This is a genomic window from Rhizobium sp. FY34, assembly GCF_005222845.1.
In the GTDB taxonomy this organism is placed as follows: domain Bacteria; phylum Pseudomonadota; class Alphaproteobacteria; order Rhizobiales; family Rhizobiaceae; genus Neorhizobium.
The window spans coordinates 106,072-130,042 of the sequence record NZ_STFZ01000021.1; the positions used below are offsets into that span (position 1 = coordinate 106,072).

Consider the following 23,971-nt stretch of genomic DNA (forward strand, 5'->3'; position numbering starts at 1 on the left):
CTGCGGCATGTTCAAACTTCCTTAACCATGCCGATGATTGATGGGAATCGAATGCGGGAGATTGTCTCGCCTGCCATTGCAGCCTGGATTGTGCCGCTGCCGCTCTGAAGAAGGGTCATAAAACGTACTCCGAACACTCGATCGTTTACGCCGGTCTGATAGGCCGGGCTCACGTGGCGTTTGCGCAACCGATCATGGTCGCCATATTTCGCCACGATAGGCAGTGTTTTCGGCAATACTACGGCCCCCTCGTCAAATGGCAGGCTCGGCATCGCGACTGACGGGCATTGTTTTGCCCAGCCGTCCCTACGCCCTGCCTTGCCAAAGAATTCGCCCATAATACTCCGAGACACGCCCCGCCCCCGCAGTCCGCTTTTTTTCATCTGAGCTTACTCGCTGCGCCCCGTTTGTGGCGGGATGTAGACAGAATGTGCTCGTCCGAGATGAGGATCTATCGTCGCAAGAATCTGTTGCCAAATCGTCACAAAAGCTTCAACGGACGAACAAAGACTTCACCTCACAAAAAGGGCCCGGAACGAACCGGACCCTTTGCATGATTTCCACTTGGACGCGGCATCTGGGCGTCAGAACTTAACCTTCAGCGAGGTTGAGACGGCAGCCACCAGATCGGTGCCGAAATCGTAGCGGAGGTTCGCCCCATAGGTCTGGCCGTTGAGCACGACGCGGTCCGAGGAGCCGCTGGTGAGGATGCCGAGTACGCCTGCCAGACGCAGTTCGACATTCTTGTTGGGCGAGTAGGATACGCCGGCACCAAGGCTCCAGGTATCGGTCTGCGTGCCGTAACCCTGACTCGTACCACGGTCCCAGGTCACACTGAGCGCTCCGCTCCACTGATCATTGAACTTGTGACCGATGCCGCCGCTGACAGTCCAGCCATCACGATAGCCAAGATCGAGCGAGGTGATCTGCGTTGCACTGCTGCAGGACGAGACCGTGCCAACAACACAGAAGGGAATCGTCGAAAACTGGCTCCAGTCCACCCACTTGACCGAACCGAAGGCCAACCAGTTCGGTGCGATACCGGTCTGGAGCTTCAGCTCGATCGAATCGGGCATGGCCTGCGATCCGAAGACGTTGTACCGCTGGTTGGAATTGAGAGCTGGATTGACCTGGCGCAGATCCAGCGTGCCATTGATGTCATTCATGTCCACTTCGCTGTTGTAGACCAGGCTTGCGCGGAAAGCATATTCCGGGATTTCATAGGCCACGCCGGCACGCCAGCCCCAACCGTCGCCCTTCAACTCAAGTCGACCGACGCCCGACAGCGGAACACCCGCCGGATAGGCCTGCACCAGACGCTCCTTGAAGCCATCAACTTCCTGATAGATCGCGCCGCCAATGAAACGCAGCTGGCCCGGTCCCGCATCGAAGCGATAAGAACAGGTTGCCGCGTAAGAATCGCTATTCACCTTGGTTTCGGTGTTCTCGTTGGCGCCTGCCCAATTCACGCCGGGCTTGGTATGGGCGCCCCAGGGCTGGGAATAGTCGAGCATGCAATCGACGCTATCTCCGAGGCCAGCCTTGATGCCGACACGCGGAACCCAATAGCCTTCGGAATCATCAGCCGTCGTCGAACGACTGTTCAGATTGCCGCCGCCACGCCCCGTGGTGGTTGGAAATGCTGTCGTCGTATCGGTGTCGGTGACATTCTTCAATTTGCGCTGGGGCGAAACGTAGGTCGCCGTCGATTCGATTGCAACCGTCGATGGGTCGAACAGAAGATCGACATTGTAACCACCACGTTCCAGCCCGCCTGCCAGAGTCGTGGTGTGAAGCGCGCCAACCGCAGTCGCAGCCAGCAGGCCTCGCAAAATAGATTGTCTTACCATAATTCTCCCACTCCCAGGTAAGTTGAAGCCCCAGCCTAATTGCTTGATCGCAAAAGACAACTTGCCTTGATTGTGCTGCAGCGCAACAGCTTGGGACATAGACTTACGTAAGAAATTCAGTGACCGGACGAGATACGATTGATAGGAAAATAATTTTGCGCCAGGCTTGCGCCCGCTGGCCACACTTAGAACCAGATTCCAAAATTTCAAATCCAGTTGCCCATCTGCAACATCACTACAATTCCGATAGGATTTGATCTATACACGCAAACCTTGTGAAAAAATCCATCGTTAGGACATAAAAAACCCCGCGAAACGGATCCGCGGGGTCGAATGTCATGCATTGATAAAATAACAGGTGAATCAAACCGCTTCGCTGATCCGCTGCAGTGCCGTGCGAAGGCTCTCCCGCTGTACCAGCAATTCGGCCAGTCGGTCGCGTTCGGCACTCACCACCTCTGGATCGGCATTGGAGACGAACTTATCATTGCCCAGCTTCTTCTCGGTGCGTTCGATATCCGACTCGGTCTTGCCAAGTGCCTTTTCAACCCGCGCGCGTTCTGCGGCCAGATCGATCAGGCTGCCGAGCGGCAGGCAGGCGGTCGATTCGCCGACCACAACCTGAGCGGCGCCGCGCGGCGCCGTATCGGCCAGTGAGATGGTTTCGGCACGGGCTAGCCGCTGGATTGCGGCCTCGTGGCGAACCAGCCGCTCGCGTGTCACTTCGCTTGCGCCAACGACAATCAGCGGCGCCTTGGCGGAGGGCGGAACATTCATCTCGGAGCGGGCGGAGCGCAGCCCTGTGACGAGATCGACCAACCAGTTGATTTCGGCAGCCGCTGCCTCGTCGCGGAAGCCCGGCGCCGGCCAGTCACCATGGCAGAGCAGAACATCACGGGTCTTCCCCTCGCCGGCGGTATGAGCCCACAATTCTTCCGTCATGAACGGCATGAACGGGTGAAGCAGCTTGTAGGTTTCCTCCAGCACATAGGCCACGCAGGCCTGCGCTTCCACCTTGGCCGCCTCGTCTTCGCCGGAGAAGATCGGCTTCAAGAGTTCCAGATACCAGTCGCAGACCTGGTTCCACACAAAGCGATAGAGACTGCCGGCCGCATCGTTGAAACGCTGCGATTCGATGGCGCTGGTGACATCGATGATCGTGGCCGACAGTTCCGTCAGGATCCAGCGGTTGACCGTCAGCGTCGCCGCCTCCGGTGCAAAATCGGGATCGCGCTTGACGCCGTTCATTTCGGCAAAACGCGTAGCGTTCCAGAGCTTGGTGCCGAAATTGCGGTAGCCGGCAATGCGGGCCGGATCCAGTTTCACGTCACGGCCCTGCGCCGCCATGATGGCGAGCGTGAAGCGCAGCGCGTCGGCGCCATATTCGTCGATCAGATCGAGAGGATCGATGACATTGCCCTTCGACTTCGACATCTTCTGGCCGTTCTTGTCACGAACCAGCGCATGCACATAGACCGTGTTGAACGGCTCGACGGCATTGCCATCCTCGTCCTTCATGAAATGCAGGCCCATCATCATCATCCGGGCAACCCAGAAGAAGATGATGTCAAATCCGGTGACCAGAACATTGGTCGGGTAATAGCGCGCCAGTTCCGGCGTCTGGTCGGGCCAGCCAAGCGTCGAAAAGGGCCAGAGCGCCGAGGAAAACCAAGTATCGAGAACATCCTCGTCGCGCGTCAGAATGGAGCCCGGCTCGAAATTCTCAAGCTTTTCCTCGACCCAGGCCTTCCAGGGGCCTTCATGCGCGATATAGTGCTGGATTGCCGCGTGAAGCGCCTCCTCCTCGGTCTTTTCGACAAAGACCTGACCATCCGGTCCGTACCAGGCCGGGATCTGATGACCCCACCAGAGCTGGCGGGAAATGCACCAGGGCTGGATGTTTTCCATCCATTCGAAATAGGTCTTGTCCCAATTCTTCGGCACGAATTTCGTGCGGCCGTCACGCACGGAAGCAATCGCCGGTTCGGCGAGCGTCTTGGCATCGACAAACCACTGGTCGGTCAGCATCGGCTCGATGACCACATTCGAGCGGTCGCCGAAGGGCTGCATGATTTTCTTGTTTTCGACGTAAGGAACCTCATTGCCCTCTGCGTCCTTGACGGTGACCGCCAGGCCATCGGCATTGATGGCGGCAACGATGCGCTTGCGCGCCTCATAGCGATCCAGACCGCGATAGGCGTCCGGCACAAGGTTGATGTCGTCCACTTCCGATTCTGACGGCAATTCGCCGCTGCGTGCAATGGCCTGCGCCAGCGCCGCACAGGTGGCATAGTCATCGCCATCCTCGCGAAGTTTGGCCGTACCATCCATCAGGCGGTACAGCGGAATATTATTGCGCTTGGCGACCTGATAGTCGTTGAAGTCATGGGCGCCGGTAATCTTTACCGCGCCGGAACCGAAGGTCGGGTCCGGGTATTCGTCGGTGATGATCGGGATCAGACGGCGATGCTCCTTCGGTCCCACCGGGATCTCGCAAAGCTTGCCGACAATCGCCGCATAGCGGGCATCGGAAGGATGCACGGCCACGGCGCCATCGCCCAGCATCGTCTCGGGGCGGGTCGTGGCGATCGCGATATAGTCGCGCTCCTCCGACAGCGTCACATTGCCGTCGGCATCCTTCTCCACATAGGTATAGGTCTGGCCGCCGGCCAGCGGATATTTGAAGTGCCACATATGACCTTCGACCTCGCGGTTCTCCACCTCGATGTCAGAGATCGCCGTCTCGAACTGCGGGTCCCAGTTGACCAGTCGCTTGCCGCGGTAGATCAGGCCTTCCTTGTAGAGCGAGACGAAGACTTCCAGAACCGCCTTGGACAGGCCCTCGTCCATGGTGAAGCGCTCGCGCGACCAGTCACAGGAAGCGCCCAGACGCTTCAGCTGGTTGAAGATCAAGCCACCCGATTCGTCCTTCCACTCCCAGACCTTCTCGATGAAGGCCTCGCGACCGAGCGCCCGGCGGCCGGGCTGCTGGGATTCCGCAAGCTTGCGCTCAACCACCATCTGCGTTGCAATGCCGGCATGGTCCATGCCCGGCTGCCACAGAACATCCTTGCCGCGCATGCGCTCGAACCGCACCATGATGTCCTGCAGCGTGTTGTTCAACGCATGGCCCATGTGCAGCGAACCAGTCACGTTCGGCGGCGGGATGACGATGGTGAAGGTCTCGGCGCCGGGCTTGGCATTGGCGCCGGCGCGAAATGCATCGGCCTCGTCCCATGCGGTGGCAACCTTCGGTTCGACGGCAGCGGAATCATAGGTTTTTTCGAGCATTTTATGACCAGAATTTCGAGTTCTTATTGCTTTGGCTGTAAATAGGACTGACAAATCCAAGTCAATAAAAAAGGCCGCTCTTTCAAGCGGCCCCGGATAACGCACTGGACGGCAATCAGCGACGCGGGCCGCGTGCCACCCGTTCGATTTCCTCGCGCACCAGGCGCTCCACCAGTGTCGGCAGATTGTCGTCCAGCCATTCGCGCAGCATCGGCTGGAGCATATCGCGGGCCATGTCCTCGACCGACTGGCGCTCCATGCCGTTGAACACATCCACCAGTTCCTTGAAGGAGCGGGCGACCTGTTCGCCGGCCTCATGCGACAGAAGCAGGGCTGCTTCCTCGATCTTGGCAGGAAGCGACGATGCGGGAGCGCGTGCCGGCGCCTCAGCAGCCGGTGCAACGTCCTGGCGCAGATGCGGCGACATCGGCATGGTGGAAGGAAAAGCGGAGGTTTGCGCCGCAGGCTCGGCACGTTGCATCACGGCCGGGCGCAGTTCACTCATGACCGGCTCGAAAGGGGCTGCCACCATGGGCGCAGTCTCCACCCGCGATGTCTCGACGCGCGAAGCCTCCATTCGGGCAGGTTCCATCCGGGCAGGCTCCACGCGCACAGGCTCAAAGCGTGTGACGGACGGCAGTGCACCGGCCATATTCTGCGGCTGCGGCACGGGTGTGGTCTGCGGCGGCATGGAACGCGCCTGGAGTGGTTCGGGTACGCGTCCGGCAGCTGCACGCACCCGTGCAGCCACATCGGCCAGCGACAGAGTCTTGTCCTGCGGCTCGACTGACATGGAAGACGGCGCTGCGGCCTGAGCCATCTTGCGATCCATCAACGGCTCCATCGAACCGCGCAAATGCACCTGATCTGTCACATCGGCAACGGGCAATCCCGGATCATTTGCCGGAACCTGCGACAGGAAGGGCGGGTCCATCTCGTCGCTGATATCGAATTCATCCTCGGCATCGTCAAAGGCCGTCTCTGGCGGGCGCTGAGCCGCCTGCCCTTCGGTGATCGGGTCGTTGCTTTCGATGATCCGCCGGATGGAAGCCAGGATCTCTTCCATGGAAGGTTCGCGCGCGACGTTTGGCTGAGCCATTTTTATCCCCGATCTGCCTTGTGGCCGCGCATATCCCTTCAGGGCATCAGGCGACCGAATCGGATTTCAGTGTACGCGATGGACAGGGTGCATCACAATTGCCGCGCAGATCATGCCCTGTCCGATGCACAGTTTTATCGGCGACAGAACGGAAAAGAGCGGCACATGCCGCCCTTTCACACACAATAAGCGGCATGACGCCACCCATACTGGATCAGAAAACGAATTCTCTGGCCTTGGCAAAGCCAGGCAGCGGCGGAACGCAGGTGTTGAAATGCCGGCTTTCGGAGGCAACGCCATGTTCCTTGACGAAAACGCGGGCACTCGAGGCATTGCCATAGCCGACCACCGTCACGAGGCGGCCGCCTTCGCGCAGCTGATTGAACAGGGTTTCGGGAACCTGCTCGACGGCGCCATTGATGAAAATCAGGTCATAAGGTGCCTCGCCCGCATAACCGGCTTCGAGATCCCCGGTGACCACGGCCACGTTGTCACAGCCGAGCTGAGCCAGCTTGTCGGCGGCAAGGGCAGCAAGGCCTGCATCCGATTCGAGCGCGACGACCGCACTTGCCGTCTGCGACAGGAGTGCTGTGGCATAGCCTGTGCCGCAACCGACCTCCAGAACCACATCATCCTTGGTGACGCTCGCCAGCTGCAACAGCTTTGCCAGCGGCGAGGCTTCCATCATGAAACGACCGGGCGCGATTTCGACATCATTGTCGATATAAGCAAGGGTCTTTGCCTTTTCCGGCACGAAAGCCTCGCGCGGCACCGTCAGGAAGGCACGCAGCACCGAGTGGGAGGTGACATCGGTGGTGCGCACCTGATTGTCGACCATCTTGATCCGTGCTGCTTCGAAATCGATCATTGTCTTGGCCTCGTAAAAGCATCTGCCTTGCCTCCGTATTACTGATGCCGTGCCCGCCTTTCAAGACCGCAGCAGCATTGGGGGACGAATTCGCTGGGGCAAAGGCCGGATAGGCACGCGGAACCGGCCAAAAACCGGAAACAAAGCCGGGCGGTTGCGTGTTGCGCCTCATATCCAACAGAGAATGGGAGATACACATGCCGACGAACCGGCCGCAGGACAACCCGGTTGAAACGCCCCGCGGCCCGACGCCGGCACAGGATCCGGGCGACAATCGTAATCCGAATGATCCGACGCTGACGCCCGCCCTGATGCCGATCGGCGACACGGCCGGGGCTACGTGAGTCAAACTTTCCCGTCCACACTCATTTTGCCCGCATGGCACTGCGCCCTGCGGGCATTTGCCTTCAGAGGCAAGCAGCTACAGAACACAAGAAGAACAATGCGGACCATAAACGCGGGCCGTAAGAGCGCATCTCTTGCGACACCGGCTGCGCTCCCATTTTCTGCGGGCCTGTCATGGCCTTACCGACAGCGCGCGCGGAAAAATGTGCGCCGGCACAGATAAGGGACTTGCGCGGTTTCCAGATCCATTCTAAATGCGCCTCACCACACGCACTTACTATCTGGTTGGCCTCGTGGCGGAGTGGTTACGCAGAGGACTGCAAATCCTTGCACCCCGGTTCGATTCCGGGCGAGGCCTCCAACCTTCGATTGTTCTGAGTGCCTTTGGTCTTTCGATGACTGTCAGGGTCGTAGCTCCCAATTTTCCAGAGTATGTGGCGACAGGGCAAAAATCCTGCTACACTTCACGTTGTTCGCGCCATGGAGGAGCACGGGGCGGACGTTCCTGATCGGTTGGAGGAGAACCGTGATGCAATATCTGTCTTACCTGACATCGCTCAACCCTTACGTCCTTGCAGCCCTTGGCATCGTTTTGTGCTGTGGTGCCGTCGATTGGTGGATGACGCTGCGTTAGCGCATGCCCTTCAAGCCGCGGGCGATTGCTGCTAGACCTCTGCACTTGGACAACAAGCGCGGAGCCCGATGTGCAGCATCCCACCGATTTTGAAGATTCGACAAAGCCACTCAGCGATACGCTACGCTATCTGATCGCCGGGATCAGGGGCGAGACCGTGACGTTGCGAGACCTGATGGAGGCGGTCGGCGAGCAGGGTCTTCTGCTGATCTGCGCGCTTGCCTGCCTGCCCTTCCTCATTCCGGTTTCCATTCCCGGTGTGAGCACCGTATTCGGCGCGGCGATCATTCTGGTTGGAATTGCTATCTTTCTGAACCGCTTACCTTGGCTTCCCGCACGCATTCTCGACCGCAAGCTCGACACGGCAAAGCTGGTGCCAGCGTTGGAAAAAGGTGCAGGCGTCGTCTCGCGCATCGATCGCTACCTGAAGCCGCGTCTGTCGGGGCTCACACAAGGGGCAACAGTCAACCGTATGAATGCGCTTGGCATTACCGCCGGCGGCATTCTGCTGATGTTTCCGCTCGGCCTCATTCCCTTTTCCAACACGCTGCCGGCCGTGGCGATCCTTCTTCTGGCAACCGGCATGATCCAGCGCGATGGTCTGATGGTTCTGGCCGGCTATGCCTTCCTGGTGTTCACGGTCATCTATTTCAGCGTTCTGGCCGTGATGGCCGTCAGCGCCGGCCAGGGCCTTGCCACCTTCATCAACTGATAATGTTCATCCAAAGCTGTGCTTAGCGGCGCGCCGCCCGTCGGCGCGCCCACCACACAGACACCCGACGACGCCTGCGGCGCACGAAAGCCAGATCGTGCGACAGCACCAGCAGCCCCAAAGGCACCATCCAGAAACCGAGGATGGGCAGAAATCCCAACACTCCGCCGCCGACAAGACCTGACCCGATGACAATGCGGCCCATCCGCGTGCGGGGCATCGGTACGTGCCAATTGCCCAGATGCAGACGCCCTGTGTGCGCGTCGATTCCGAACCTGGACGGCTTTGCTTTTTCGTTCAAACGCTTCACCTGATTTTCTCGCCTCTGCAGCGCGGCAGATGGGAAGCAGATGGGGATAAAACAAGCAGATGAAATTTTTTTGAAAAAACCGCTTGGCAAATGGCCGAAGCGTTTGTATTACCCCGCTCACACCGCGGCGACGCGATGTTCCCTGGTAGCTCAGCGGTAGAGCATTCGACTGTTAATCGACAGGTCGCCGGTTCGAATCCGGCCCGGGGAGCCAAATTCTTCAGCTCAAAGCTGACTATAGACAAAAGCCGGTTCACTTGTGAACCGGCTTTTTTCATATTTCCCGTCAAGCGCCTGTCTTCCATCCTGGCTCACCGCTCCTTGCCCATCCACTGCGAGATCTGACCTGCCCTCCTCCCCCTCCATCAGCCTTTGCTGATCTTGCGCTTGACGAGGCGATTCGTTTCCGCTAGAACAAAAGAAGAACAAAGCGGAGATGTCGCATGACCAGTGCCGAACAAGCCGTCGAAAACGCCATGGCAGCCGTTGCCGCCTCACGCGCCCTGCGGGAGCGTGCAGCCGAAGATCGCAAGACATTCCATCGCATTCAGCTGGCGAGCATGAAGCCGCTTTACGTGCCAAAGGGCGTGCAGATGTCGTTCAACCTCAGCTGATACTGGCCTGGGAAAAATGGCTGCAACAGATGCTGCTGCGTGTTGCGTACGAAATTTCCCAGGAAAGACATCGGAGCAAGTTCCGTCCCGGCAGGTTTGATCACCGGCATGAGAAGAGAGGCGGCTCCAGACTGCCCCTTTCTTGTTCGTGCCTTGGCCTGCGTATCTATTGCCTGTTTCGGCATAGCAAGCAGCCGCATAGTGCTTCGACGATATGGATTTTGCCTGCAAAACGACAGGCGCGGAACGGATTTCCTTGCCCAACGAGCAGCAAAGTTGGAAAAGCGGCTTAGCATCTTTTTTGTAAGGGCCAGTTCATGACCATCCAACCGACCGTGCTGAATGTGATCGGCAACACTCCCCTGATCCGTCTCAAGGGCCCATCCGAGGCGACGGGCTGCGAGATTCTCGGCAAGGCCGAATTCCTCAATCCCGGCCAGTCGGTCAAGGATCGCGCCGCGCTGTTCATTATCCGCGATGCGGAGAAGAAAGGCCTGCTGCGCCCCGGCGGCGTGATCGTTGAAGGCACGGCCGGCAATACCGGCATCGGGCTGACGCTGGTGGCCAAGACGCTCGGATACCGCACCGTCATCGTCATTCCGGAGACCCAGAGCCAGGAAAAGAAGGACGCCCTGCGGCTGCTCGGCGCAGAGCTGGTTGAAGTACCGGCCGTTCCCTACAAAAATCCCAATAACTATGTGAAGCTTTCGGGACGGCTTGCCGAGGAACTGGCAAAGACCGAGCCGAACGGCGCCATCTGGGCAAACCAGTTCGACAATACCGCCAACCGCGATGCGCATATCGCCACCACAGCGCCGGAAATCTGGCAGCAGACGGATGGCAAGGTCGATGGCTTCATCTGCGCCGTCGGTTCGGGCGGAACGCTGGCCGGCACGGGTGCTGGCCTCAAGGCGAAAAACCCGAATATCAAGATCGGCCTTGCCGATCCGGAAGGTGCGGCACTTTACGAATATTACGCCCATGGCGAGCTGAAGTCGGAAGGCTCCTCCATCACCGAGGGCATTGGCCAGGGCCGCATCACCGCCAATCTCGAAGGTTTCACGCCGGATTTCGCCTATCGGATTTCAGATGCCGAAGCACTGCCGATCGTCTTTGATCTGGTGGAACGGGAAGGCCTCTGCCTCGGTGGTTCGTCCGGCATCAACATTGCCGGCGCCATGCGCATGGCACGCGATCTGGGTCCGGGGCACACCATCGTTACCATTCTGTGCGATTACGGCAATCGCTACCAGTCGAAGCTCTTCAATCCGGAGTTCCTGAAGTCCAAGGGCTTGCCCGTGCCGGCTTGGCTGGTAGAAAAGCGGGACATTGCCGTTCCCTTCCAAGCTGCCTGAGCAGGACTTCATGACCAGCAAAGCCCTCTACCGCGATGATTTTTATCTTTCCACGGCAGAGGGCAGTGTCATCGCCGTCCATGCGGATGGCGGCATCGAACTCGACCAGACCTGTTTTTACGCAACCTCCGGCGGTCAGCCCGGCGATACGGGCTTTCTGGAGCGCGCCGATGGGTCGCATATCCTGCTTGGTCAGACGCGTCATGGCGCGACAAAGGATGTGATCCTGCATATGCCGCTCGAAGGCCAGCCGCTCCCGGAGATCGGCGAAGGGCTGACCCTGCATGTCGATTGGGCACGGCGCTACAGGCTGATGCGCATGCATACCGCCTGTCACCTTCTCTCGGTCGTCTGCCCCTTCCCCATCACCGGGGCGGCCGTTGGCGAAGACGAATCGCGCGTCGATTTCGACATGGCGGACGGCATCGACAAGGATGAGGTGACCGCAAAACTGATGCAGCTTGTGGCTGAAAACCATCCGGTCTTTCTCACCTGGATCACGGATGATGAGCTGAGCGCCAATCCGGATATCGTCAAGTCGAAGAATGTCCGCCCGCCCGTCGGGCTTGGCCGCGTCAGCCTTGTGTGTATAGGCGAAAACTCCAGCGTTGACAGCCAGCCATGCGGCGGCACACATGTCTCCGAGACCCAGGAGGTCGGCGCGATTCATATCGCCAAGATCGAAAAGAAGGGCAAGGAGAACCGCCGCTTCCGCATTCGCTTCGGCACAGGCTCCGAAAGCGCCTGACGGATAGGCGTTTATCTCCCGCCGAACAGTGGAGAGACACAATGAGCACAGGCAAGAGCCGTTTCGTCGTTTCCGCCGATTGGGTGGAACAGCAGCTGAGCACTGCAGGCTTTCGCGTCATTGACGCATCCTGGTACCTGCCAGCGCAAAAGCGCAATGGCGCGCTGGATTATGCCTCGGGCCATATCCCCGGCGCGGTTTTCTTTGATCAGGATGTGATCGCCGATCACTCGACAGGCCTGCCGCATTCGCTTCCCGCACCGGAATTCTTTGCCCGCGAACTGGGCATGCTTGGCATCAGCGAGCACGACGTGATCGTCGTCTATGATGGACCGGGCTTTTTCTCGGCGCCGCGCGTCTGGTGGATGCTGCGCGCCATGGGCGCTGAAAAGGTCTATGTGCTGGAAGGTGGTCTGGATGGCTGGAAGAAAGATGGGCGACCGCTGGAAACCGATCTGCCGGAGCCGGAACCGGCGGTGTTTACCGCAAAATTCCGTGGCCGCCGGGTCACCACGCTCACCGAAATGCGCGCCGTGGTCGATAGCGGCTCGGCCCAGGTGGTCGATGCTCGCGGGGCGGGCCGTTTTACCGGCGAGGAGCCCGAACCGCGCGAGGGCATGCGGTCTGGCCATATGCCGGGGGCCCGCAGCCTTCCGGCTGCAAGCCTGTCGGAAGGGGGCGTATTGAAGGATCTCGATGCGCTGAAGGCCCTGATGGACGAGGCCGGCATAGATCTGGCGCGTCCCGTCGTGACCAGCTGCGGATCGGGCGTCACCGCCGCCGTCGTCACGCTGGCGCTCGAATCGCTCGGCCACACGAACAACTCGCTCTATGACGGCTCCTGGTCCGAATGGGGCGGCCGTACCGATACGCCGGTCGCAACGGGGCCATCCGATATTTTGGAGCCTTCACGTCATGGGCCGGTCAAGGCGCATGTGACGCGGCTTGAAATGACAGCCGCGCCGCGCCAGAGCCTGTCTGTGCCGGTCAACCTGCACACGGCGCTAATGAGCACGCAGAACATTCCCCTGCACTATTACCGTTATCTCTACCGGCAGGTCGGCAAGCGCTGGCACTGGTACAATCGTTTGCGCCTCAGCGACGAGGAACTGTCGGCAATCCTCACCGACAAGCGGGTATCGGTGACCATTCTCTATGTGAACGGCGCACCGGCCGGCTTTTTCGAGCTGAACCATGTGAACGAGGATGTGGTCGAGCTTTCCTATTTCGGCCTGTTTGAACATGCGCTGGGGCTCGGCATAGGCAAATGGTTCCTGCTGCAGGCCCTCTATTCCGCCTGGCAATTGAACCCGAAGAAAGTCACCGTCACCACCAACACGCTCGATCATCCGCGCGCTTTACCGCTCTACCAGATGATGGGATTTGCACCCGTGAGCACCAGCGAGGTCTGGGTGGAGCCGATGTCGGATGCCGAACTCCTTGCGCTTGCCAAGCGCGATTGATCTTCCTTTGCAGGAAACGGGTGGCGCCTGCGCCACCCGGCACGCATGGTCCAGGCATCGCAACAGAGGGATGCCCCATGAACACCATTCGTTTTACAGCAATGCCGACCGAGATTGCGCAGGCCCTTCGCGCCGGTGATGCCGATGCCTATGGCCAGGCACCGGAACGCATCACGTCTCCCGGCGACGGAATGCCCTGCCGCCACTGCCTGGACCTGATTGATGCCGGCGAGGAAATGCTGGTTCTGGCCTACCGCCCTTTCCCAGCACTTCAGCCCTATGCCGAAACAGGCCCCATTTTTCTCCATGCACGCCACTGCCCGCGCTACGAAGCGGTGGAAATCCTGCCACCCATGCTCGCAAGCCCTGACTATATCCTGCGCGGCTACGGACAGGACGACCGAATCGTCTACGGCACCGGTGCCGTGACGCAGACACACGAGATCGCCGAGCGAGCAGGTGCACTGCTGGCACGTCCCGATATTGCCTATGTCCACATCCGCTCGGCGCGCAACAATTGCTATCAGTGCCGTATTGATCGGGTCTGAAGCCGCAAAATACGCTATCTTGTCGGGCCTACCGCAGGAGCACCATGCTCTCGCAACAGCAGGCCTGCATCAAAGCGGGCATCGCGAAAATTTGACGGTTGTTGGTAAGACGTTTTAAACGCTCAGGGTGCCATTCTCCCGCAGAATGCAGCAAGCGAGCGCAAAGTCATGCATCTTTTTCCCGGCATCAAGGCCCGCAAGGCGGAACGCAAACGCACCCGGATCACCGGCACCGTCCGCTACGGCATGCAGCATGCGCTTGGCCGGGTGATAGACCTTTCAGCCGTTGGCATGGCGCTCGATCTGGAGAAGCCTCTGCATGCCGCCATAGGCAGCCGCATTCGCGTTGAGAGCGAAGCCCTCGGCCTCATCGAGGGCACCGTCCAATGGTGCCACGGTGCACGCCTTGGCGTGCAGTTCGACCGTTCGTCGAACGCCTTTGCCAAGGTCGCCTCCTATTTCCGCTTCTTCCATCGAGAAACACGCCCGCTGCGCTGATAGCAAGTGTCGATGGCGGTCGCCCGGTCCTATGCGCGACACGCAGGTGGTGTGAACCTATCCCGCCCGCCCTTCAAAATAGGGCGACCACAGCGCAAAACCCACACAAGAACCGAATAACATACTGATAAAACAAATACTTATAAAAATAATTCTTTAAGATTCTAACGAATAAATAAAGACCACGTCAGGAGGTTTTAACGCTCATTCACATGATCTTGAAGTTCAACACTTTGGAACATGATGACATGAGTGGCACCACAGGGGACAATCGACGCGCTGAGCGCATACGCTGCCAGTTTTCCGGCTTTCTTTATTTCATCGATGAGGTCGTCGAGACAAGAATCATCGATATTTCGCGCACAGGGCTTTGTCTCAGCCTGAAGGACTGGATCGGCGCGAAGCCCGGCAGCAACATCCGTATCCGCACCAATGAGCTTGGATTGATTGAGGGAACCGTTCGGTGGTACCGAGCCGGCAAGATGGGCATCAAGCTGGACGAAACGACCAATACCGCAGCCCAGGTGAACTCCTATTTCAAGCACTATCATCGCCAGATTGCCGCGACACCGCTGCCCGTGTCTCATTTGCGTGCACATGCAACCAAGATGATGCGACCACTATGAGCCGCTCAGCGTCATGCCGCATGGCCCTTGGGCATGACTGCAAAAGCACAGGCAGACAGTGTCGCAGGCACGGCACTGATTCCCTGTCATTTTCCTGATGCGTTTGCGTGACATTGACCCTACACTTGGCATTGCAACGTCCGAGGGAGAGCACCATGTCATACCTGTTTCACACCACCCACATGACACGCCGATCGCTGCTCGGCACTATTGCGGCGACCTCCGCCCTGGTCATGCTGCATCCGTTCGCGGCCCGCGCACAGGCCAACCAGGCGCATCTGCGGCTGATGGAAACAACTGACATCCATGTGCATGTGATGCCCTACGACTATTACGGCGACAAGCCGAACGACACGCTGGGCCTTGCCCGCACGGCCTCGATCATCAATGCCATTCGCGCCGAAGCCGGCAATTCCATGCTGATCGACAATGGCGACTTCCTGCAAGGCAATCCGCTCGGCGATTACATGGCCTATGAGCGCGGCATGAAGGAAGGCGACGTGCATCCGGTCGTCAAGGCGATGAATGTCATCGGCTATGATGCCGGAACGCTCGGCAATCATGAATTCAACTATGGCCTGGACTTCATGTTCAAGGCCCTTGCCGGCGCCAAGTTTCCCTATGTCTGCGCCAACCTGACCAAGGGCCAGCTGGCTGCCAATGCCCGGAATGACGAACTTTTCCTCAAGCCCTATGTGATCGTTGAGAAGCAGATCCGCGACGGTTCCGGTGCAACGAGCCCGATCAAGGTTGGCTTCATCGGTTTCGTGCCGCCGCAGATCATGGTCTGGGATGCCAAAAACCTCGAAGGCAAGGCGCAGACGCGCGATATCGTCGATGCCGCCAAGGCCTGGGTGCCGCTGATGAAGGAAGAGGGCGCCGATATCATCATTGCGCTATCGCATTCCGGCATTGATGGCACTGGCCAGAGCGACCGCATGGAAAACGCCTCGCTCTATCTTGCCGGCGTACAGGGCATTGATGCGGTGTTTACCGGCCATCAGCATCTGGTCTTCCCCGGCCCCAAGGACTTTGAGGGCATTGCCGGCGCCGATGCCAAGAAGGGCACGCTGATGGGCAAGCCTGCCGTCATGGCCGGCTTCTGGGGCTCGCATATGGGCCTGATCGACCTCTTGATCGAGAAGGACGGTGCCGGCTGGAAGATTGTCGATTTCACCTCCGAAGCCCGGCCAATCTATCACCGCGACGAAAACCGCAAGATCATCGCTGACGTCAAGGACAAGCCGGACGTGGTAGCCGCCGTCAAGGAAGAGCACGAGGCAACGCTTGCTTACGTTCGCCGTCCGGTTGGCAAGTCCTCGGCACCACTCTACTCCTATTTTGCGCTGGTGGCTGATGATCCGTCCGTGCAGATCGTCTCCAATGCCCAGACCTGGTATGTGAAGGACCTGCTGAAGGAAGGCCAGTACAAGGATTATCCGGTGCTGTCGGCCGCAGCTCCGTTCAAGGCCGGTGGCCGTGGCGGCGCAGACTATTTCACCGATGTTGCAGCCGGCGATATCGCCATCAAGAATGTCGCCGATCTCTACCTCTATCCCAACACGGTGCAGGCGGTTCTGATCACCGGCGCGCAGGTGAAGAACTGGCTGGAAATGTCGGCCGGCATGTTCAACCAGGTGGCGCCCGGAACGAAGGATGCGCCGCTTTTGAGCACATCCTTCCCCTCCTATAATTACGACGTCATTGACGGCGTGACCTACCAGATCGACCTGTCGCAGCCGGCCCGCTTCGACAAGGACGGAAAGCTTGTGAACGCCGATGCCCACCGCATCGTCGCATTGAGTTTTGATGGAAAGCCGATCGACCCTTCGCAGAAATTCGTCGTGGCCACCAACAATTACCGCGCCGGCGGCGGCGGCAAGTTTCCAGACATTGCCGGTGACAAGGTGATCCTGGTCGCGCCCGATACCAACCGCGATGTTCTGGTGCGCTACATCATGGATCAGGGCACGATCAACCCATCCGCCGATGCCAACTGGTCGTTCAAGCCCATGCCGGGCGCCACGGCCGTCTTCGAAAGTGGCCCCAAGGGCCGGCAATATCTGGCCGACGTAAAGGGTGCCAAGATCGAGGATGCCGGCGAAGGCGCCGAAGGCTTTGCAAAGTTCCGCCTGGTTCTTTGACGAGAAAATTGATGAGCGCATGACATAAAGCCGCCGGCACCGCTGGCGGCCTGTTCGCCTCTCTCGACCTATGCGGCCTAAGCTGCCTATTCCGCCGCGATGCGTCTGTCGTCAATCCGTTGCGAACGCTGAAGCAGCGAGTCGTATTCGTCACGGTTGGGACATTGGCTCAGTTTTGCAGCAAGTGCAGCAATCAGCCAACTGGTGGCGGGACCGGGCGGATTGGCCAGACGACGGATCACATAGAGCGGATATTCCACCGTCTCATAGGCATCGATATCCAGCGCCATCAGCCGGCCGCTGGCCAGATCCTCATGGATCAGCGAGGCCGGAAGCCCACCCCAGCCGAGCCCACCGCGGATCAGTTGATGCTTGGTGGCCACATCGCTGACCCGCCATGTCTTGTAGGACAGAACATTGAAATCGCGCCCCTGCGTAATGCCGGAAGCATCCGTCACGACAAGCTGCACCTCTTCGCGCACATCCGCATGGGCAAGCGGTCGGCGCAATTGCACCAGCGGGTGGTCGGATGCGGCAACCGGCACCATGAAGGAATGTCCGATCCGCTCCACCGTCAGCGTGTCATCCTGTTTCAGAAGCGCCCCGCCAACGCCGACGCATGCCTTACCGGTGGAAACCAGGTCCATGACCATGCCAAGCTCGCCGGCATTCACCCGCAGCGCCACGGAAGGAAACATCCTGCCGAACTCCGTCAGTGCCTCGACCACGGCTTCGGTCGGCACCATATTGCTGATTGCCAGCGACAGTTCCGCCTCCAGTCCCTGGCGAAGACCCTTGGCACGCGAACGCATCACCTGCAGATCCGAGAGGATGCGGCGCGCATCAGCGAGCAGAGCCATACCTGCCTCCGTCAGCCGGGTCTGGCGCGAACCGCTACGCTCGAACAGCGTCACTTCCAGCTGCGCCTCAAGGTTCGAAATGGAATAGCTGACCACCGATTGCGCCCGGTTGAGCTGACGGGACGCGGCAGAAAAACTGCCCGTCTCCGCAACGGATAGAAATACCTGTAACTGATCCAGTGTCGGATTGGCGTCCATGATCCCTATCCAATTCGTAGATGGCTTTCTTCGACATTATCTGGATTTTCTCGATAGGTGTCCATTCCTATGTTGCGCGCGATGGAGGCAAGCCCTTCGGCCCTCCGCACCTTATCGGGAACACTATCATGTCGAATATCCTTCTCGTAACATCCAGCCCGCGCGGCGACGAATCCGTCTCCACCAAGGTCGCCACCGATCTCGCGGCAGCACTGGCTGCCAGCGCAGGCAAGACCGTCGTTGCGCGCGATCTCGGCCAGAACCCGATCGCCCATCTCGATACCGTTACCACCTCGGCCATCCGCAAGGCACCGGCAGACCGTTCACCGGAAGAAGCAGCAGCCGCTGCGGCCTCGGATGCGCTGGTTGCTGAACTGTTTGCCGCTGACTCCATCGTCATCGCCACCGGCCTCATCAACTTCAACATCTATTCCGGCCTGAAGAGCTGGATCGACAATATCGCCCGCGCCGGCGTCACCTTCCGCTATACGGCGGAAGGCCCGGAAGGTCTTGTCACCGACAAGAAGGTCTACATCGTACTGGCATCGGCTGGCGTCTATTCCGATGGCCCCGCAGCTCCGCTCAACCATGCCGTCCCTTACCTGAAGACGGTTCTGGGCTTCCTCGGCATGAAGAATGTCGAAGTGGTCTATGTCGAAGGCCTGGCCTTTGGTCCGGACGCTGTCGCCAAGGCGCTTGCTTCGGCTGAAAGCCGCACCAAGGAACTGGCGCTCGCCGCCTGATCCACCGCATTGCCGTGAACATGAAGAAAGGGTCGCGTAATGCGGCCCTTTTTTCGTTCCAGATCGTGAATACCTTCAGGCGCGCACGGACTTCGGCACCCGTTGCGCGCCAGCCAATGCCATGGGCATTACCGTTTGCGCCGGGATGCCCCGCAGGTGGCGCGCGACATCATCCGGAATAGCAATGATCCGCTCGTCAACCGGGGTCGGGCGACCAAGAAGATAGCCCTGCAACTCGTCGCAGCCAGATCGGGCAAGGAAGAGCGCTTCCTCCACCGTCTCGACCCCTTCGGCAACAATCTTCATGCCAAGGCTTGCGCCCAGATTAATGATCGTCGTGACAATCGCCTGGGCCTTATCGGTGGCGGCCAGATTGGTCACAAAACTGCGGTCGATCTTGATCGAATCGAAGGGATAGCGCGACAGGTAGCTGAGTGACGAATAGCCGGTGCCGAAATCGTCCAGCGCGATCGACAGGCCCATCTGCTTCAGATCCCGTAGTACCTGCAGGGCCCGCCTGTCATCGTCGATCAGCACGCTTTCGGTGATTTCCAACTCAATCAGGCGCGGGTCGGCACCGGATGTGCGCAGGATCTCGCTCAGACCCGAAATGAAGCCGGAATGGCGAAACTGTAAGGGACTGACATTGATGCTGATACGTCGCCCGTCAAGATCCTGCAAAAGCCGGCAGGCTTCCGCCACAACCCAGCGTCCCAGCGGAATGATCTTGCCGGAGGCTTCCGCAACGGGAATGAAATCCAGAGGCGAGACCAGTCCGCGCAGCGGATGGTTCCAGCGGATCAGCGCCTCATAGCCCGCTACCTCGCCGGATAGCGCCTCGACACGCGGCTGAAGATAGAGTTCAAACTCGCCGCGCTCCAGCGCAAGGTCGAGATCGGCCTCCAGCAACCGGCGCTTTTCGATCAACGCATTCATGCCGGGCTTGAACACCCGCCCGGTATTGCGTCCGCCATCCTTGGCCTCGTAAAGGGCAATGTCGGCGCAGCCGATCAGGCTATCGGTATCACGCGCATGGTCGGGGCAGAGTGCACCGCCAATGCTGACCGTGACATTGACCTGATCGCCACGACCGACCGTGACCGGACGTGCCATGGCCTGTAGAACGCGGTGGGCAAAATCCTCCAGCTGGCTGGCAAAGGCCGCCTTTGTCAGAATGACGGCAAATTCATCGCCACCGAGCCGCGCCACGATATCATCCGGCCCGGATTGAGCCACCAGCCTTGCGGCCACCTCGCGGATCACCATGTCGCCGGCCTGATGGCCGTGGATATCGTTGATATCCTTGAAATGGTCGATATCGACCAGGATCACGCCGCAGCGCGCGCCGCGATCTGCCCATTGCACGAGGCTCTCCAGACGTTCGGAAAACAGTGTGCGGTTGGGCAATTCCGTCAAGGGGTCGTGCAGGGCCATGAAGCGGATGCGCCGCTCGGCCTCCTTGCGCTCGCGCAGGTCCACCAGGCAGCCGATCCGCGCCTTCTCGCCGCGGTAGTCGATATCGCGACCGCGCACCTGCACCGGAATACGCTCGCCGGAACCGCGCAACAGCCAGACTTCGTGGCTACTGTCATCGTTCAGCTTCATGATGCTGGGGATATCGAGCCCGGAGCCGTTCTCGAGAAACTCGAAGATGGAGCGGCCGGCGATCTCCGAAAGGGGCACATCGAGCAGTTTCTCCAATTGCTGGTTGCCGTCGATGATGCGCCCGCCGATATGCAGCACGATGGCCTCAAAAGTGGTGTTGGCAAGCACTGCCACCCGCTCGGCCTCTTCATGGTTCCGCTTCAGGTCGCGCAATTCCTCGCGGTTGCGCTCATCCACCTCGATCGTATCCATCAGCCGGTTGAACAGACCCGTCAGCCGCTCCGATTCATCGCCGCGCACCACGGCCAGCCGTTTTCCCAGATCCGCCTCGCCCTTCAGGAGATCGGAAATAGCATCCTCCACATGGCCGACGCCCAGACGGCTGCCATGTTCGGCGGTGTTGAGTCCATCCTCTTCGTCCTTGGCCTCCACCCGCAGCTTGATGAAACGGTTGCAGGTCCAGAAAAAGGCGTAACCCAAGCCGAAGGCCCAGTAGAAATTCACGCCGAGCCCGAAAGCCTGGATATAGAGCTGGGCCAGGCGTCCACCGGCCGGCAGAAGTTCGACAGGCGCCAGAAGCGCAAGGCCGAGAGTGCCCGTCACACCGGCAAAGGCATGGATGCCGATGGCACCCACCGCATCATCAATCTTCAGCCTCGTCTCAACAAAGGCATTGCCGAGGATGGCAACAATACCGCCAACGGCGCCGATCATCAGCGCACCGCCAGGCTCCAGAATATGGCAGCCGGCGGTGACCGCCACGAGCCCGCCCAGCATGCCGCCATTGGATTTTTCCGGCAGGATGACGCCATCCTGGAAATAGCCGAGCACATAGCCGACGCAGGTGCCCATGCCGCCGGCCAGCACCGTGTTCATGATGATCGGCGCGATATCGGCATTGGCATGCAGCGTTGAGCCGCCGTTGAAGCCGATCCAGCCGATGAACAGCAGGAAGGCACCGGTGGTTGACAGGACCGGATTGTGGCCTGCAATCCGCACCGGCATGCCCTTTTCATCGAACCGACCGATGCGCGGACCAATGACCAGACAGGCGGCAAGCGACACCCAGCCGCCGGTGGCATGCACCACTGTCGAGCCGGCAAAATCGACAAAGCCGAGATCGCCAAGGAATGCCGAGCCATTGGGTATGAGCGCGCTTCCCCAGGCCCAGTGCACGAAAACCGGATAGATGATGGCCGAGAGAAACACCGAGCCGAAGACATAGGCCGACAGGCGCATGCGCTCTGCCACGGCGCCAGAAACGATAGTGGCCGCCGTACCGCAAAACATCATCTGGAACACGAAGAAGCCGGCCTGCCAGGGATCAAGGTCGGCGAGAAAATAGAAGTTTGCGTCCCAGCCGAAGGGCATGCCGTTTGAATCGCCAAATGCCAGCATGAAGCCGATGGCGGCAAAGGCAACGACGCCGAAGACGAAATCCAGCAGGTTCTTCTGCGCGACATTGATGGAATTTTTCGAGCGCACCATGCCGGCTTCCAGCAACAGAAAGCCAACCTGCATCATCATGACGAGGCCCGCCGCCGACATCAGCCAGGCGAGATCAACATTGAAGGACGGGTCACTGGAGGAGATAACGGCAGGAAAAGCAGGCGTTGCCGCAAGGAGGCTGAGGGCTGCACCGATGGCAACAGACAAACGAGAACCTGGGCAAAGTCTCATGAAAAATTACAACCGCGCAATCACTGGGGGCAATAAGACATGAAACTTAGTCTCAATCACTTAACATTGCGTGATTGCAGGTGTGCAGTAATGCCCGTCGGCGGGATCAGGCGGAACGCTGCTCGACCTTGTCGGAAAACAGCGAGGCGCCGTTCTGGTCGATGATCTGGCGCGCCTTGCGGAAGGTGCATTCCAGCGCATCATCCATAGAGGTGAACATGTCTGCACGCACGAAGCTGCGCACCAGTTTCTGGCCATCCACGTCCTTTTCGATGCGACCCGCCAGACGATACTGCGACCCTTCCCGGATCGGCTCTGCAAAAATCATGCAGCCTTCATGCTGCTGCGGCTCTGCAGCCGGCGCCTGCGGGGCAGGTGAACCGGTGCCTGAAAATATCGAGAGGAATTTTGAAAAGATCGAAGCCATTTTGTCCGCCTATCATATCTGCCGGTCTCCGGGAAGGGCCGGATTTCAACCGGTCCCCTCTCCTGCCCTCTCGGGATCAGATGACCAGGTTCGCCAGGATTTCGTTGTCGGTGATATCCTGATAGCCAAGCCCCGCCGCATCAAAGCGCGCCAGAAGGTCGGCGAAATTCTCCGGCCGGCCGGTTTCGATACCGATCAGGATGGAGCCGAAATTGCGCGCCGATTTCTTCAGGTATTCGAAACGGGCGATATCGTCTTCCGGGCCAAGCAGATTGAGGAAATCGCGCAGCGCGCCGGGGCGTTGCGCCAGCCGCAGCACGTAATATTTCTTCAGCCCCGCATGGCGCATGGCGCGCTCTTTGACGTCGGGCAGGCGCTCGAAGTCGAAATTGCCGCCAGACACAACGGCCACAATCGTCTTGCCACGCACCGTTTCAGGGTCAAGCGCCGCAAGGGCTGCAAGCGACAGCGCACCGGCAGGCTCCAGAACGACACCCTCGATGTTGAGCATTTCGGTTATGGTCACGCAGATGGCGTTTTCCGGGACGGCCATGACCTGGCTTTCCGAAAAATGCTTCAGCGCCTCGAAATTCAGGTCGCCCAGGCGGGCAACTGCCGCGCCATCGACGAAATTATCGACCTTGGACAGAGTGATGGCGCGGCCGGCCTTCAGGCTTTCCTTGAGGCTCGGCGCGCCGGCCGGCTCCACCATCAGGAAGGCAGAGGCCCCAAGGCTTGGCTCCAGATAACCGGTCATGCCGGAGGACAGACCACCGCCACCAACCGGCATGATAACGAGATCCGGCCGCACACCGTCCGGCAACTGCGCTTGAACTTCAGAGGCAACAGTCGCCTGTCCTTCGATGATATCGGCATGATCGAAGGGCGGGACCATGGCGCCACCGATCTCTTCCACATGGGCGCGGGCTGCTGCATAGCATTGGTCGAAGATATCGCCGATGAGGCGAATGGTGATGAAGGGACCGCCGAACATACGCGTCTTGTCGATCTTCTGCTGCGGCGTGGTGACCGGCATGAAGACCACGCCATGCACCTGAAAATGTCGGCAGACAAAGGCAAAGCCCTGGGCATGGTTTCCCGCCGAAGCGCAGACGAAGACCCGGTCGCGGGACCCCTCACGCAGCGCCTTGCGGAAGAAGTTGAAGGCGCCACGGATCTTGTAGGAACGCACCGGCGACAGATCCTCGCGCTTCAGCCAGACCTCGGCACCGAAGCGACGGCTCAAGTGCTCGTTCAGTTGCAGCGGCGTTTCGGGAAAGATTTCCCGCATCGCATCTCTTGCGTCATCCACAGCTGCATTCGTCATCATCGTCCATCCGTTGAATTTCCAGT

Annotated in this window: 21 protein-coding genes and 2 tRNA genes; 13 read left to right on the forward strand and 10 right to left on the reverse strand. The window is 59.5% G+C overall.

Features of this window, described 5'->3' with window-relative positions; genetic code table 11:
- Window positions 1-11 precede the first annotated feature (11 nt).
- From E8M77_RS17360 to E8M77_RS17380, 5 genes are all read right to left on the reverse strand, one after another.
- Window positions 12-338 carry a hypothetical protein gene (locus E8M77_RS17360; protein ID WP_137131892.1) on the reverse strand — a complete coding sequence of 109 codons (327 nt, stop codon included), beginning with the start codon at window positions 336-338 and terminating at the stop codon, window positions 12-14.
- 246 nt (window positions 339-584) lie between these two features.
- Complete coding sequence (locus E8M77_RS17365; RefSeq protein ID WP_137131893.1) at window positions 585-1,850, reverse strand: OmpP1/FadL family transporter; 1,266 nt, start codon at window positions 1,848-1,850, stop codon at window positions 585-587.
- Between the two features lie 363 nt (window positions 1,851-2,213).
- The gene (locus E8M77_RS17370; protein ID WP_137131894.1) at window positions 2,214-5,141 is read right to left on the reverse strand and encodes a valine--tRNA ligase; all 2,928 of its coding nucleotides are present in this window, start codon (window positions 5,139-5,141) and stop codon (window positions 2,214-2,216) included.
- Window positions 5,142-5,256: 115 nt separating this feature from the next.
- The gene (locus tag E8M77_RS17375) at window positions 5,257-6,240 is read right to left on the reverse strand and encodes a DUF2497 domain-containing protein (protein WP_137131895.1); all 984 of its coding nucleotides are present in this window, start codon (window positions 6,238-6,240) and stop codon (window positions 5,257-5,259) included.
- A 214-nt stretch (window positions 6,241-6,454) separates the two neighbouring features.
- On the reverse strand, window positions 6,455-7,108 hold the full coding sequence (locus E8M77_RS17380; protein WP_137131896.1) for a protein-L-isoaspartate O-methyltransferase: 654 nt from the start codon (window positions 7,106-7,108) through the stop codon (window positions 6,455-6,457).
- A 197-nt stretch (window positions 7,109-7,305) separates the two neighbouring features.
- Here E8M77_RS17380 and E8M77_RS23930 point away from each other — a divergent pair, with 197 nt between their 5' ends.
- The 3 genes from E8M77_RS23930 to E8M77_RS17390 all read left to right on the forward strand — a co-directional run bounded on the left by E8M77_RS23930 (window position 7,306) and on the right by E8M77_RS17390 (window position 8,799).
- Window positions 7,306-7,452 (forward strand): hypothetical protein, encoded by a 147-nt coding sequence (locus tag E8M77_RS23930; RefSeq protein ID WP_170975920.1) that lies wholly within the window; start codon window positions 7,306-7,308, stop codon window positions 7,450-7,452.
- Window positions 7,453-7,740: 288 nt separating this feature from the next.
- Window positions 7,741-7,814 (forward strand) — tRNA-Cys (locus E8M77_RS17385).
- Between the two features lie 343 nt (window positions 7,815-8,157).
- Window positions 8,158-8,799: an exopolysaccharide biosynthesis protein gene (locus tag E8M77_RS17390; protein WP_137131897.1), complete on the forward strand. Its 642-nt coding sequence runs from the start codon at window positions 8,158-8,160 to the stop codon at window positions 8,797-8,799.
- 22 nt (window positions 8,800-8,821) lie between these two features.
- On the opposite strand, the gene E8M77_RS17395 is transcribed toward E8M77_RS17390, so the two are convergent.
- Window positions 8,822-9,019 (reverse strand): hypothetical protein, encoded by a 198-nt coding sequence (locus tag E8M77_RS17395; RefSeq protein ID WP_170975924.1) that lies wholly within the window; start codon window positions 9,017-9,019, stop codon window positions 8,822-8,824.
- Window positions 9,020-9,248: 229 nt separating this feature from the next.
- Here E8M77_RS17395 and E8M77_RS17400 point away from each other — a divergent pair.
- The 9 genes from E8M77_RS17400 to E8M77_RS17435 all read left to right on the forward strand — a co-directional run bounded on the left by E8M77_RS17400 (window position 9,249) and on the right by E8M77_RS17435 (window position 17,105).
- Window positions 9,249-9,323 (forward strand) — tRNA-Asn (locus tag E8M77_RS17400).
- Between the two features lie 229 nt (window positions 9,324-9,552).
- Window positions 9,553-9,723, forward strand: coding sequence for a hypothetical protein (locus E8M77_RS23935; RefSeq protein ID WP_170975922.1), 171 nt, complete (start codon window positions 9,553-9,555; stop codon window positions 9,721-9,723).
- Window positions 9,724-10,040: 317 nt separating this feature from the next.
- On the forward strand, window positions 10,041-11,078 hold the full coding sequence (locus E8M77_RS17405) for a cysteine synthase A (RefSeq protein WP_137131898.1): 1,038 nt from the start codon (window positions 10,041-10,043) through the stop codon (window positions 11,076-11,078).
- 10 nt (window positions 11,079-11,088) lie between these two features.
- Entirely contained in the window at window positions 11,089-11,826 is a 738-nt protein-coding gene (locus E8M77_RS17410) for an alanyl-tRNA editing protein (RefSeq protein ID WP_137131899.1), read from the forward strand.
- Between the two features lie 41 nt (window positions 11,827-11,867).
- Entirely contained in the window at window positions 11,868-13,289 is a 1,422-nt protein-coding gene (sseA, locus tag E8M77_RS17415) for a 3-mercaptopyruvate sulfurtransferase (protein WP_137131900.1), read from the forward strand.
- Window positions 13,290-13,366: 77 nt separating this feature from the next.
- Window positions 13,367-13,837, forward strand: coding sequence for a DUF1203 domain-containing protein (locus tag E8M77_RS17420; protein ID WP_137131901.1), 471 nt, complete (start codon window positions 13,367-13,369; stop codon window positions 13,835-13,837).
- A gap of 168 nt (window positions 13,838-14,005) precedes the next feature.
- On the forward strand, window positions 14,006-14,335 hold the full coding sequence (locus E8M77_RS17425) for a PilZ domain-containing protein (RefSeq protein ID WP_137131902.1): 330 nt from the start codon (window positions 14,006-14,008) through the stop codon (window positions 14,333-14,335).
- A 248-nt stretch (window positions 14,336-14,583) separates the two neighbouring features.
- On the forward strand, window positions 14,584-14,961 hold the full coding sequence (locus tag E8M77_RS17430) for a PilZ domain-containing protein (RefSeq protein ID WP_137131903.1): 378 nt from the start codon (window positions 14,584-14,586) through the stop codon (window positions 14,959-14,961).
- A 155-nt stretch (window positions 14,962-15,116) separates the two neighbouring features.
- Entirely contained in the window at window positions 15,117-17,105 is a 1,989-nt protein-coding gene (locus E8M77_RS17435) for a bifunctional 2',3'-cyclic-nucleotide 2'-phosphodiesterase/3'-nucleotidase (protein WP_137131904.1), read from the forward strand.
- An 86-nt stretch (window positions 17,106-17,191) separates the two neighbouring features.
- On the opposite strand, the gene E8M77_RS17440 is transcribed toward E8M77_RS17435, so the two are convergent.
- On the reverse strand, window positions 17,192-18,163 hold the full coding sequence (locus E8M77_RS17440) for a LysR family transcriptional regulator (RefSeq protein WP_137131905.1): 972 nt from the start codon (window positions 18,161-18,163) through the stop codon (window positions 17,192-17,194).
- A 128-nt stretch (window positions 18,164-18,291) separates the two neighbouring features.
- On the opposite strand from E8M77_RS17440, the gene E8M77_RS17445 reads away from it, so the two are divergent.
- Window positions 18,292-18,906, forward strand: a complete 615-nt coding sequence (locus E8M77_RS17445) for an FMN-dependent NADH-azoreductase (RefSeq protein ID WP_137131906.1) — start codon at window positions 18,292-18,294, stop codon at window positions 18,904-18,906.
- Window positions 18,907-18,981: 75 nt separating this feature from the next.
- Here the strand turns inward: E8M77_RS17445 and amt are convergent, their stop codons facing one another.
- The 3 genes from amt to ilvA form a co-directional block, all read right to left on the reverse strand.
- Entirely contained in the window at window positions 18,982-22,167 is a 3,186-nt protein-coding gene (gene amt, locus E8M77_RS17450; RefSeq protein ID WP_246659308.1) for an ammonium transporter, read from the reverse strand.
- 130 nt (window positions 22,168-22,297) lie between these two features.
- Window positions 22,298-22,618: an HlyU family transcriptional regulator gene (locus E8M77_RS17455; protein WP_137131908.1), complete on the reverse strand. Its 321-nt coding sequence runs from the start codon at window positions 22,616-22,618 to the stop codon at window positions 22,298-22,300.
- Between the two features lie 76 nt (window positions 22,619-22,694).
- Window positions 22,695-23,945, reverse strand: a complete 1,251-nt coding sequence (gene ilvA, locus E8M77_RS17460; RefSeq protein ID WP_137131994.1) for a threonine ammonia-lyase — start codon at window positions 23,943-23,945, stop codon at window positions 22,695-22,697.
- Window positions 23,946-23,971: the final 26 nt, after the last annotated feature.